Source organism: Gleimia sp. 6138-11-ORH1 (assembly GCF_024814355.1).
GTDB lineage: Bacteria > Actinomycetota > Actinomycetes > Actinomycetales > Actinomycetaceae > Gleimia.
The window spans coordinates 209,633-220,837 of the sequence record NZ_JANUXV010000002.1; the positions used below are offsets into that span (position 1 = coordinate 209,633).

Sequence of the window (11,205 nt, forward strand, 5' to 3'; positions counted from 1 at the left end):
TGCTTCGGTTCGCTACTATTTTAGCCCGGGGAGCTTCTTACTGAGCATTCAAGGCAGTGTGGATTGCACGATACTGCGCGTCACTAAGTTGCCCGTTCGCGTAAGCTAAGTTAGCTGTTGCTGCGGCAAGTTCTCTATAGGATAGTTTTATTTCTTTTACCGAGGGCGCCGCCAGAGCCTCCAAATGAGCGGTGAGGGTAGCCACGTCAGCGCGCCGAACTGGGCCAGTTAAACCACTGGCTCCTTCTGTAAGTGCACGTTCCGCGGCGGCTTCAACCAGGGGGCGGAGGTATCCAGCCGGTTCAGCGATACCGGCCTCAGCCAGCACCTGGAGGGCTTGGACTACCAGCGTATTTAGGTGATTGGCAGCGTGAGCTAAACCAGCATGATAGAGTTTTCGCTGACTATCAGCCACTATTTGCGGTAGGCACCCCATTTCAATTAAAAGCGCCTGCCCAATGGGTTGTGCTACCGCGGAAGCAGTTACCGCAGCCGGGCAGTCTTCTAAACGCGCTAAATCTAATGAGGTTCCCGTGAACGTCATCGCAAGGTGAAGCGCCAGGGTAAGAGCCCCCGCGCGACTGGCTGCTTCCAGGGCATCTAACCCATGGGCGCCACTAAAGTGCGCTACGATTTGCCCTGGCCTCCATGCGTTTAAGGCTCCCAGCCCAGCAACTACAGGTTTAATCTGATCGTCAGGGACAGTAATAATCACCAGTTCAGCGGTGGCGCAAATTGTTTCTGCTGGAAGGATCGGCACTTCCGGTAGCAGCACTTCCAGGCGTTCTTGGTTTTCTGTTTTAGTACTGGAAGTTACGCCAATGATTTGGTGTTGCACGCGCCGCAGGGCCGCAGCAAGGATGACACCCACTTTTCCACTGCCAATTACACCTACTTTTAAGCGCCCCGGGGCAGGTGGATTAGGGTTGGTTGAACTGTAGTTCATGGTGGTTTATAACCCGACCATTTCTGCTTCACAGCGCTGCGATAAGAAAGCTCGTAAAGCGGCAGCTTCCTCATCATAAAGTCCTCTGATAGTTCCCTCAGTGGCGGAAGAAGCAGTGTAAATTTGGATGGAACTGAGATTAAAATAGCGCATTAGAGGACCTTGGGATGCTTCAACGTATTGGATCCGCCCATAGGGAATCGCGAAAACATTCTTGAAGAAAATACCTTTTTTAATGAGAAGTTCATTTTGTTGAGGCGCGTAACGAAACGCTTTCACCCGCGGGTAAATCAACAGCATCCGTAAGAGGGAGACTACCGAGATTACGGCAACACCAACCCAGATCCAGGGGTTTACTAAAACACTCAAGGGAATCAAAATAAGGTAGAAACCCAGGAGCACTATGAGACTGCGAATTAGCTGCACTTTAGCAAGCTCTTGCGGTAACGCGCGGAATTCAATGTCATCAAAGGTAAATATATCCGCCATAGCCGGCCTTTCAGTTTCTTAAATCTAAAGTAGTTATCTGGTGGTTTTAGGGTTCTTCCTAGAATGAGTTTTCCGGGACGGAAACATCGGAAGAATCTTGATACGTCTGAGCGGATTCCAACCCAGTTTGTACGCGCTGATGCCAACTTGCCGGGTTTTCTAGAATACGTTGCTTTATTGAACGACGGTTTAGTTCTTGGAAAAGGTCTACTGCTACCTGTTCATCTAGGTTTCCAGTTGCCCCATCCAAACCAGAGAACACATTTCCCACCATGTTCAGCTGTACTTGCGCTAGTTTCCGCCAGCGCGCAAAAGGCCCCTGCTGCAGGTAGCAAGATTGCATCCGCGAATAAGAGGTAATCGACAGGCTACGAGTTATTCTTCCTGAACGGACCAGAAGAACTTTCTCAGTCAGGCAAAACGCGTTACGCACATAGGTAAGCGGTTGGAAAATCCTGGATCTTTTTGGGTTATTCACATAACCGTCGCCGTCTCCGGCGCCCTCGAGACCTACCTGCAGAGTCTGAATCGGATTTTCCACCCCTAAATCGGGGAAAATCATCCACACGGCGCGGAACATTTCTTCTTTGGTGCCAACTGGGAGCAGTATATTAATATCCGCTTTCTGGTCTGAGCTTGCACCTTGGAAAGCTGCTTGCGTGAAGTGTACCTTGTACCAGCCGAAAAACCGCCAGAAGAAAGGTTGGGTTATTTGAACTGCGTGGATTCGATGCGGAGCAATAGTTTGAGAGCGAGTTTCTAATAGGCCAGCGCGAATCCGAATCCCGTCTTCTGCCAGGTAAGCACGGAAGTTAAAGTTGCTTGCAGTCGAGTTGAAAATGTATGCGATAGAGCCAAAACCTATCGACCCGATCGCCAGTAGGCTTCCCAGGCCCGCTCCGAAACTAAAGAAAAGGATATACGCCACCGCGAATGAAGCTACACCTAAGGCTAATGAGATAAGCACCCCTATATTCACCAATTGGGAAAGTAGTAGTCGCGTGACGGGCACTGAGAAAATCAAGTTCCCTTCTATCTCCGCATTTGTGATCGCGTCTATCTCCGTGTAGCTGATTTCTTTTGAAGCAGCCGCCCCCAGGTCAGACTGGGTGTTTTCCAACGCCAGATTTTGCGCTGGGGTTACGGCAGTTAAGTTCTCATCCTCGAGGGCGGTGTGGTTAAGCTGGGCTGCTTTCGCAGCTTTTAGATGCTGGAGGATTTCGAGTCTAACCGATTCAAGTTCACTGGTTTTAAGTAGCCCAAGGATTAGGTTTGAATCTGACCCGCCCGCAACTTCAATATCGATTTTTCCCAGCCCAAAAATTCGGCCAAATAATGGGTGGGTGATATTTACTGCCTGGATTCGGTTTAATTTCGCGATTCTTTGACTGTGGAAGATTATTCCTTCTTTGAAATAAACCGCTTCGGAAGTAATCGCGTAACGCATTTTCCGCCAGGCCACAAAAGAATAGATGCCCACCAGTAGGGAGATAAGAAAAGCTCCGCTAAAAACTGCAAAAACAATTACCGTGATCGTAGAGTACCCGGCGTAGGCGGGACTCCATAGAACATCTGAGGAGAACAACCTAGAGAGCTCTCGATAGGACTGCCAGGTTAATACGCCGATAATCGCAACAAAAGTAGACCAGGTATTTGCCAGTGGGGTTAGGGGGTGTAAAGCACGCCAAACCTGCGGGTCTAAACCAATTTCGATAACTGACTCTTGCTTCGCCATTAGAGTACTGCCATTTCTGCTTCGCCGCGTTCGGAAAGATAACTGCGTAGTTCTACCGCTTCGTCTTTAGGAATACCCGGAATCGTCACATTTGTGGAAGCTGATGCGGTATTTATCGAAAGACTAGCCATCCCATATTTACGTAAGATTGGGCCCTCTATTAAATCAACAAATTGGATTCTTCCATAAGGGATAACTTCCAGCGTTTTAAACATAATCCCTTCTTTATAGAAAAGTTCCTTTTCTCCCAACGCGTACTGCGTTGCTTTTACCTGCCGGCGAATTAAAACCGCTGGCCAAATATGCAAGATGGGAATAACTAAAGCAGCTACCCAAAACCACTTAGAAACCGCCATCGCGAAAATTATTGCCAGCACTGTGAAGAAAACTGCGAACATAACTGTCCCGATTAAACGAACTTTCACTAAATTCGCTGAAACGTGCTTAAACTCTACCTCTGTAGGTGCGTATAAAGAAGACATATAAAGCCCTTCATTTAATGTGTCTTTCCCATTATGCCTCTTACACCTTAAAATCAGCATAAAATAACACGTTATTTTAAATAGGTTCGATATTTTTATACGGGCAGCGGCTTACCAGTTTTCTATATTTCGCGCCTTTATTGTAAATCAGTTTTATTATGGAAATATGACATCATTTAACTCTAATTCACCTGCTGAGGAAGCTCGTCTTCTGGTTGTTGACGATGAGCCAAATATTCGTGACCTTTTGGCTTCTTCACTTCGTTTCGCTGGATTTGAAGTCATAGTTGGCTCAGACGGTGCTTCCGCTTTCAATTTAGCCACCACTGAGCATCCTGACCTGGTAGTACTTGATGTCATGCTTCCTGACATGGATGGTTTTACGGTAACTCGGCGTCTACGTGACGCGGGAGTCCGCACTCCGGTACTTTTCCTCACCGCCAGAGACGATATGCGCGACAAGATCCAGGGTCTGACTGTAGGTGGAGATGACTACGTTACTAAACCTTTCGGCCTAGAAGAAGTAGTAGCCCGAATCCGCGCAATTTTAAGAAGAACTAAAGAAAATAGTGAAGCTGGGATCCTCAAACTTGCTGATATCGTCCTGGACGAAAATGCTTACGAAGTGCAGCGTGCTGGGCATAAGATCGATCTTTCCCCCACCGAGTTCAAACTTCTCCGCTACCTGATGATTAACGAAGGTCGCGTAGTTTCTAAAAATCAGATTCTTGATCACGTTTGGGAATATGATTGGGAGGGCGACTCAGCAATTGTTGAATCCTACATTTCTTATTTACGCCGCAAACTCTCCGTTCCCGGTAACTGCGGTGATTTAATCCAAACTCGCCGTGGCGTAGGCTACATGATACGCTCGCAGGAAAACTGAGTTTTATAGCGCCCTCGGGATTTTTCGCTACTTAGTATTCCATTAGCTATTGAAGCTCCGGTAACCTTATGTCACAGCAAAAGCGGTCTTTTATTAAGAGAATCTCCACCTGGTGGAGTAGATTCTCTTTGCGAACCCGTTTAGTGACTCTATTTACCGCGATCCTAACTCTTTGTTTCACCTTTGCGATCACGGCAATACTGGGAATTCTGCAGTCTCATTTAGTAAGTCAGCTGGATACGGAACTAAAAATCTCAGCTAAGTCAGTAGCTGTAGAAGCATCTTCTTCACTGCTGCGTAATGAGTCCACCGCAATCCCCACTAACTATTACGTGCGGATCGATTCTTTAAGTGAACCTACGGAAGAGTTCATTAACCCCACCATTGAAGAACATTACGGGCACCCAAATCGCGACACTTTGCTGGCTTTTGGGGATATTCCAGAAAACTCCATCACTACTCCCACCTCAATTGGTTCTTCCCTCCCCGGTTCATACTGGCGGGCGGTGGCCGTACCCATTGCTACCGCTGATGGGAAACAGTTCGGGGTGGTTACAGTTGCCCTTCCGATGACTGGGATTTCTAAAACTCTACTTAACTCGATTACCTATTTTGTGATTCTCACTTTAGTGGTGATTCCCCTTGGCGCATTTGGGTCTTTCGCGATGGTACGTCATTCCCTCCGTCCTCTGCGGCGGATTGAAACTGTGGCTGCACAAATCGCCGCTGGGGACCTGTCGCAACGTATTGCGATTAGAACTTCAACCACAGAAGTGGGTTCTCTCTCTGCTTCTTTAAATAAAATGCTCACCCAAATTGAGCAATCTATGGATCAGCGCGATAAAGCCCGCGAGCGAATTGAAAGATTCATTTCTGATGCGTCCCATGAACTGCGCACTCCTTTGGCGACTTTGCAAGGTTATGCGCAGCTTTATCGAATGGGTGGAATTAAGTCTGAGAATATTTCTGATGTGATGGGTCGATTTGAGTCAGAAGCGACTCGAATGAATCATTTGGTTGAGGATATGCTTCGCTTGGCGCGTCTTGATGAACAGCGAAAAACAGTTAAGGAATCAGTTGATTTAATGTCTTTCGCGCAAACTGCTGCTTTAGATTTAAAGGCGTTAGACGCCACCCGAGAGGTTGAAGTAATCTCTGCGATGCCTTGGGATGAGTTAATAATCGAAGCGGATAAAGATCAGATTAGTCAGGTGCAGACGAATATTATCAGTAATATCGTGCGTTACACGCCAGCGGGAAGCCCGGTTGAGATTGTCATTGATAGGACTGATGAGATGGCGATTTTAGAGTTTCGTGATCATGGTCCGGGGATTTCGGCTGAGAATCAAGAGAGAGTTTTTGGGCGTTTTTATCGGGTTGATAAGTCGCGGTCTCGTGAGTCAGGGGGATCTGGTTTAGGTTTGTCGATTGTTTCTTCGATTATGGGCTTACACGCTGGGAAAGCTAGTATTTCCAGTACTTTCGGTGGGGGCGTTACGGTACGTTTAGAGTTTCCGCTCCCTAAAAATTGATATTGTATTTTGTTACTTTTCTTATTTTTGGCTTTAAAATTCGGTTTTTTCGTTGGAAAGTCATAGGATTATCCTGTGCAAGAGAAATTTTCACGGCGCTGCACCCCCCGTTGGTTACTGCGCTCATTTGTAGACTCGATGCTAGCCTGTGGAGCTACCGCTTCTGAGGATGCACTTTCAATCGCTGGCGAAAAACTACTGTTTCGTTGGGGATCACCAGACCGTGTCTTTCACGATACCCACTATTTAGCTTCAGTTATTAGTCATATTGACGAGCTGGCTGATAATTGCCACGATCCGAATCTATTGCAAATCGTGGCTTGGTATGTGGGGACTGTGAAACCAGTTTCGGTTTATTTATCTGCGGAAGAATTTGCTGCCCGGATTGAGCAGTGTCAGCTTTACCTTGAAGAGTCTTGTTTAGGTTTAGGTATTGCAGTTGCAAAGGTGGAGCGTTTAAAAGAGTTATTGACTTTGATGCTCTGTCATAATCCCTCTCCTCATGAGGTTGATGCGACGGTCTTAAATGATGCTGATTTGGCTGTTTTAGCTGGTACGCCGCAAGAGTATAAAAAATATCGGTTAGCTATCCAAGAAGAGAATAAGAATCTTCCTGAAGTGGATTATTTACGTAAAAGACGTCGTTATGTGAAGTCTCTGCTGCAGCAGAAAAATATTTTTAAGTCTCCTGTGGGGGCGCAGTGGGAAGTTGGTGCACGGCAAAATCTTGAAGCTGAGTTAGCTAATTTAGATTCGGCTTTATGCAGTTTAGATCCTACCTGTGAGTCCGATCCTGACTGGATTGAAAATGATGCTTTTACTCCTGCTGCTAGTGTTTCAACCCTTATCTTTAAACGTTCAAATGTGGAAACTCCAGCTGAAGCTGAGTTAGAAACCACCAGTTGTGCACTACCTAAGTTTGTTTCTGAAGATTTTGAGGAATTAGTTGAAGATACTTCTTCTTTGGAGTTTGAACCGACAGTTTTAGATAAGCGGGCTAATGAGTGCGTGAAACGTTTATCTGCAAAAGAGTTGGCTCGGCAGGCTTCGAAGCGTAATCAGCAAGAAACCGGCGAGTAGTTTACTGCTTTCGGGGTTATGTCCCCAGGGAAGAAAAACTTACTTTTGTCCACATATTTTTAGGGCTGTTTTCGCCCTCCGAATCCAACACCTGGAAAACTAAAAACGTTCCCCCTTACACCTACTGTAAAAGATAGGAAAGAATATGAGCGTTTTTCACGTTAATATCGCAGAAGTATCGCGCACCTCAGCTTTGGTACACGCTTCAGTTGAAAGTGTTCGCACCGAAGTTGCCACGCTAATGGCTAACCTCAACGCTTTAGAGGCTTCGTGGAGTGGCCAAGCTGCCGTACAGTTTCATCAGCTCACCCAAGAATGGCAGACCACGCAAAGCCAGGTTGAAGCGGCTTTAGATGAAATTGGGTCTCGACTTCAGTTGGCTGCTAACCAGTACGCTGAGGCAGAGACGCAGGCTACCGGATTATTTTCTTAAACCCATTTAATGGGGGTAACCCCCTGGACACTTAGATGCTGATTAGCTCGGGAGAAAGGTTTCGATCCGAAGAAACCTTTACGGGCAGATAAAGGCGACGGGTGAGCTGATTCTATAACCAGGATGTTTTCTCTGGCAGGAATCAGCTTACGCACCTGCTGGGCGTGGGCTCCCCAAAGAATAACCACCAGCGGACTTTCACGGGAAACCAACGCCCGTACTGCTTGATTGGTGATTTCTTCCCACCCCAGGTTCTGGTGTGCCCCGGGGTTTCCCTCAGCGACAGTTAATACCCGATTAAGTAAACATACCCCCTGCGCAGCCCAATCTGAGAGATCTGGGCTGCGCAGATTATTCGCTGTCACTGTTTCCGTAGGTAGCTTTGTAGAATTTTCAAACCCTGCAAAAAGAGTATCTGTATTATCTTCGCTAGCGTTTATCTTTAAATCAGAAATCAGCTCAGTAAAAATATTGCGTAGACTTGCTGGGAGCTTCGCAGTAGCGGCAACTGAGAAACTTAAACCCACCGCATTTCCTAAAGTCGGGTATGGGTCTTGTCCAATAATCAGGACTTTGACTTCTGCAAATGGGTATCGGAAACAACGCAGCACATCTTTTTCTGCCGGAAGCACTACTTCTCCGGCAGCGATTCGGCTAGAAATTTTTGCTTCTAATGTGGCAAGTTGAGGTTTCACCGCGGCTAATACTTGTTTCCAGCCGGCATCTATTGTTTCTACACCAAAAAGATCACTCATCTTTCTAGTGTAAATCTACCCACTCACAACTTACTGTCCGGCGTGTCAAACCGTTTAAATGATAAGGAAATAATAGCCTTAAAAGATGAATACTCAGTATCCAGAAGATGAATTTGATGAAGCTGGTAAGCAATACCCTGTAGGAGCTTATCGAGAAGCACCCTCTAAGTGGAAAGCGGTTTTACCTTTCCTACTGGTGTTACTACTTGCTCCCCTCTTAGCTTGGGCAGCAGTTTCTCTGCTCACCAGTGGTAGCCAAAATCAAGCAAATCAGTCTGCAACTAATCCATCCGCCAGCCAAAAGAGCGGGCAAACAGCAGAAAAAACTGCAGAACAAAAGGCTGCGGAAGAAAAAGCCGCCGCAGATAAAGCAGCTGCCGATAAAGCTGCCGCTGATAAAGCTGCAGAAGAAAAAGCCGCCGCTGAAAAAGAGGCAGCAGAGAAAGCCGCCGCAGAAAAAGCAGCTGCGGAAGTTAAAAAGGATACTGCAGTAGTAGTTCTTAACGGCACCAATGTAAATGGTTTAGCTGGCGGAGCAGTTACGAAACTCCAAGCTGCCGGATTCTCAAATCTGCGTCCCGATAATGCACAGGGCTGGCAGACGCAAGTTTCCACCGTTTACTTCCAGGCAGGTAATGAAAGTACCGCCAAAGCAGTTGGCGAAGCACTGGGAATCAGCAACGTAGTTGAATCTGCTGATTCTATCGAGGCAGTTACGGTAGTTCTAAAGAACGATTACCAGCCATAAACATAACTTAAAAAGTGGGTTACGTACTTTACGTAACCCACTTTTTTCTTCCCAAATGACTCCGCGTACCATCCACCCGAAGGTACGTCATTGCAAAAATAACCCTTCACCCGCCCCACCACCAAAGGTACGTCATTGCAAAAATAACCCTTCACCCGCCCCACCACCAAAGGTACATCATTGCAAAACACACCTTATTTGCGCCCTCGGAAAATATAAAAAGATAACTCACAACCCAACCAAATCTGCTCGCCTTGCACTCTCTGCCAGAGAGTGCCAGAATTGGGATTAGCACTCGCAACGGTAGAGTGATAACAACCTTAGTTTCTACCCGCAAACCTGCGGAAATAGAAACCCTAACCGTTACCGCGAAGGGAACACACATATGGCAAAGATGATTGCATTTGACGAAGAAGCACGCCGGGCAATGGAACGCGGCTTGAACATCCTAGCTGACACCGTAAAAGTCACCTTAGGACCCAAAGGCCGCAACGTAGTTCTAGAAAAGAAGTGGGGCGCACCCACTATCACTAAAGACGGCGTATCTGTAGCCAAGGAAATCGAACTTTCCGAACCATACGAAAAAATCGGTGCCGAACTGGTTAAAGAAGTTGCTAAAAAAACTGACGACGTAGCAGGTGACGGCACCACCACCGCAACCGTCCTCGCCCAGGCACTGGTACGCGAAGGCCTACGCAACGTAGCAGCTGGCGCAAACCCCATCGCCCTTAAGCGTGGCATCGACATTGCAGTAACAAAAATCGTTGAAAAACTACACGAAGCCGCAAAAGAAATCGAAACCACCGACCAAATCGCCGCAACCGCTTCCATCTCTGCAAACGACCCAGCAATTGGTCGCCTAATCGCAGAAGCCATGGAAAAGGTCGGTAAAGAAGGCGTTATCACCGTTGAAGAAACCAACTCCTTCGAAACCGTATTAGAAACCACCGAAGGTATGCGTTTTGACAAGGGCTTCCTCTCCCCCTACTTCGTAACCGACCCGGAACGCCAAGAAGCCGTCCTAGAAGACGCATACGTGCTACTGGTAGAAGGCAAAGTATCCAACGTAAAAGACCTGCTCCCACTGCTAGAAAAAGTAATGCAAGCAGGTAAGCCACTAACTATCATCGCTGATGACATTGAAGGTGAAGCACTGGCCACCCTGGTTGTGAACAAGATTCGCGGTCTATTCAAGTCCGTAGCCGTTAAAGCCCCTGGCTTCGGCGATCGCCGTAAGGCGATGCTACAGGACATGGCAATCCTCACCGGCGGCCAGGTAATTTCCGAAACCGTGGGTCTGTCCCTCGAAACTGCTGACCTGGACGTGCTTGGCCGCGCCCGCAAGGTAGTTGTCACCAAGGACGAAACCACCATCGTTGAAGGCGCTGGCACTAAGGACGCGATTGACGCTCGTGTAGCACAGATCCGCACTGAGATTGCTAACTCCGATTCCGAATACGATAAGGAAAAGCTTTCAGAACGCCTTGCTAAACTATCCGGTGGCGTAGCCGTAATCAAGTCCGGTGCAGCTACTGAAGTTGAACTTAAAGAACGTAAGCACCGCATTGAAGACGCAGTTCGTAACGCTAAAGCAGCTGCTGAAGAAGGTATCGTTCCCGGCGGTGGCGTAGCTCTAATCCAAGCTGCTAAGGCCCTGTCTGAGCTAACCCTCTCTGGCGATGAAGCAACCGGTGCGGGAATCGTCGCAGTAGCAGTACAGGCTCCGCTGAAGCAGATTGCGATTAACGCTGGTTTAGAAGGTGGCGTAGTTGTTGATAAGGTACAGCACCTACCTGAAGGAGAAGGCTTCAACGCAGCTACCGGCGTTTACGAAAACATGCTGGCAGCTGACATTGCTGACCCAGTGAAGGTAACTCGTTCTGCTTTGCAAAACGCAGCTTCCATTGCGGGTATGTTCCTCACCACTGAAGCGATCGTAGCTGAAAAGCCTGAACCAGTAGCTCCTGCAGCAGCTGGTGCCGGCGACGAAATGGCTGGCATGTACTAATCGAGTAGTACTTCGGTTATTACTTAAAAGGTGGGCTCCTCTTTTGAGGGGCCCACCTTAATACCCATTTATTTAAAGGTACGTGCTTGCATTTTTCCGCGCGATAGCTTG

At 47.5% G+C, this 11,205-nt stretch carries 11 protein-coding genes; 6 read left to right on the forward strand and 5 right to left on the reverse strand.

All coding sequences use genetic code 11. The annotated features are described in order from the left end of the window. Nucleotides 1–37 precede the first annotated feature (37 nt). From NXS08_RS04625 to NXS08_RS04640, 4 genes are read right to left on the reverse strand one after another with little or no spacing between them, the layout of a single operon-like run. Nucleotides 38–946, reverse strand: coding sequence for a Rossmann-like and DUF2520 domain-containing protein (locus tag NXS08_RS04625; RefSeq protein ID WP_259137807.1), 909 nt, complete (start codon nucleotides 944–946; stop codon nucleotides 38–40). 6 nt (nucleotides 947–952) lie between these two features. After that, nucleotides 953–1,435 carry a PH domain-containing protein gene (locus tag NXS08_RS04630; RefSeq protein ID WP_259137810.1) on the reverse strand — a complete coding sequence of 161 codons (483 nt, stop codon included), beginning with the start codon at nucleotides 1,433–1,435 and terminating at the stop codon, nucleotides 953–955. A 58-nt stretch (nucleotides 1,436–1,493) separates the two neighbouring features. Beyond that, the gene (locus NXS08_RS04635) at nucleotides 1,494–3,170 is read right to left on the reverse strand and encodes a PH domain-containing protein (protein WP_259137814.1); all 1,677 of its coding nucleotides are present in this window, start codon (nucleotides 3,168–3,170) and stop codon (nucleotides 1,494–1,496) included. Beyond that, complete coding sequence (locus tag NXS08_RS04640; protein WP_259137816.1) at nucleotides 3,170–3,652, reverse strand: PH domain-containing protein; 483 nt, start codon at nucleotides 3,650–3,652, stop codon at nucleotides 3,170–3,172. Before NXS08_RS04640 ends, NXS08_RS04635 begins: the two co-directional genes overlap by 1 nt. A gap of 166 nt (nucleotides 3,653–3,818) precedes the next feature. Between NXS08_RS04640 and NXS08_RS04645 the strand changes: the two genes are divergently transcribed. The 4 genes from NXS08_RS04645 (at nucleotide 3,819) to NXS08_RS04660 (ending at nucleotide 7,583) form a co-directional block, all read left to right on the forward strand. After that, nucleotides 3,819–4,538 carry a response regulator transcription factor gene (locus NXS08_RS04645; protein ID WP_259137818.1) on the forward strand — a complete coding sequence of 240 codons (720 nt, stop codon included), beginning with the start codon at nucleotides 3,819–3,821 and terminating at the stop codon, nucleotides 4,536–4,538. Nucleotides 4,539–4,666: 128 nt separating this feature from the next. Then, nucleotides 4,667–6,070 (forward strand): cell wall metabolism sensor histidine kinase WalK, encoded by a 1,404-nt coding sequence (locus NXS08_RS04650; protein ID WP_259137822.1) that lies wholly within the window; start codon nucleotides 4,667–4,669, stop codon nucleotides 6,068–6,070. A 75-nt stretch (nucleotides 6,071–6,145) separates the two neighbouring features. Continuing rightward, nucleotides 6,146–7,150, forward strand: a complete 1,005-nt coding sequence (locus NXS08_RS04655; RefSeq protein WP_259137825.1) for a hypothetical protein — start codon at nucleotides 6,146–6,148, stop codon at nucleotides 7,148–7,150. Between the two features lie 145 nt (nucleotides 7,151–7,295). Continuing rightward, nucleotides 7,296–7,583, forward strand: coding sequence for a WXG100 family type VII secretion target (locus tag NXS08_RS04660; protein ID WP_259137828.1), 288 nt, complete (start codon nucleotides 7,296–7,298; stop codon nucleotides 7,581–7,583). On the opposite strand, the gene NXS08_RS04665 is transcribed toward NXS08_RS04660, so the two are convergent. Then, on the reverse strand, nucleotides 7,580–8,338 hold the full coding sequence (locus NXS08_RS04665) for a uracil-DNA glycosylase (protein ID WP_259137831.1): 759 nt from the start codon (nucleotides 8,336–8,338) through the stop codon (nucleotides 7,580–7,582). The two genes, NXS08_RS04660 and NXS08_RS04665, sit on opposite strands and share 4 nt — an antisense overlap. A gap of 85 nt (nucleotides 8,339–8,423) precedes the next feature. On the opposite strand from NXS08_RS04665, the gene NXS08_RS04670 reads away from it, so the two are divergent. Then, nucleotides 8,424–9,086 (forward strand): LytR C-terminal domain-containing protein, encoded by a 663-nt coding sequence (locus NXS08_RS04670; RefSeq protein ID WP_259137833.1) that lies wholly within the window; start codon nucleotides 8,424–8,426, stop codon nucleotides 9,084–9,086. Nucleotides 9,087–9,471: 385 nt separating this feature from the next. Next, nucleotides 9,472–11,094: a chaperonin GroEL gene (gene groL / locus NXS08_RS04675; RefSeq protein WP_259137835.1), complete on the forward strand. Its 1,623-nt coding sequence runs from the start codon at nucleotides 9,472–9,474 to the stop codon at nucleotides 11,092–11,094. Nucleotides 11,095–11,205: the final 111 nt, after the last annotated feature.

What these genes read in the sequence shown, in the direction of transcription:
- NXS08_RS04630 (WP_259137810.1), bottom strand. Translation starts at nt 1,435, where the DNA reads ATGGCGGATATATTTACCTTTGATGACATTGAATTCCGCGCGTTACCG.
- NXS08_RS04625 (WP_259137807.1), bottom strand. Translation starts at nt 946, where the DNA reads ATGAACTACAGTTCAACCAACCCTAATCCACCTGCCCCGGGGCGCTTA.
- NXS08_RS04660 (WP_259137828.1), top strand. Translation starts at nt 7,296, where the DNA reads ATGAGCGTTTTTCACGTTAATATCGCAGAAGTATCGCGCACCTCAGCT.
- NXS08_RS04645 (WP_259137818.1), top strand. Translation starts at nt 3,819, where the DNA reads ATGACATCATTTAACTCTAATTCACCTGCTGAGGAAGCTCGTCTTCTG.
- NXS08_RS04640 (WP_259137816.1), bottom strand. Translation starts at nt 3,652, where the DNA reads ATGTCTTCTTTATACGCACCTACAGAGGTAGAGTTTAAGCACGTTTCA.
- NXS08_RS04670 (WP_259137833.1), top strand. Translation starts at nt 8,424, where the DNA reads ATGAATACTCAGTATCCAGAAGATGAATTTGATGAAGCTGGTAAGCAA.
- groL (WP_259137835.1), top strand. Translation starts at nt 9,472, where the DNA reads ATGGCAAAGATGATTGCATTTGACGAAGAAGCACGCCGGGCAATGGAA.
- NXS08_RS04635 (WP_259137814.1), bottom strand. Translation starts at nt 3,170, where the DNA reads ATGGCGAAGCAAGAGTCAGTTATCGAAATTGGTTTAGACCCGCAGGTT.
- NXS08_RS04665 (WP_259137831.1), bottom strand. Translation starts at nt 8,338, where the DNA reads ATGAGTGATCTTTTTGGTGTAGAAACAATAGATGCCGGCTGGAAACAA.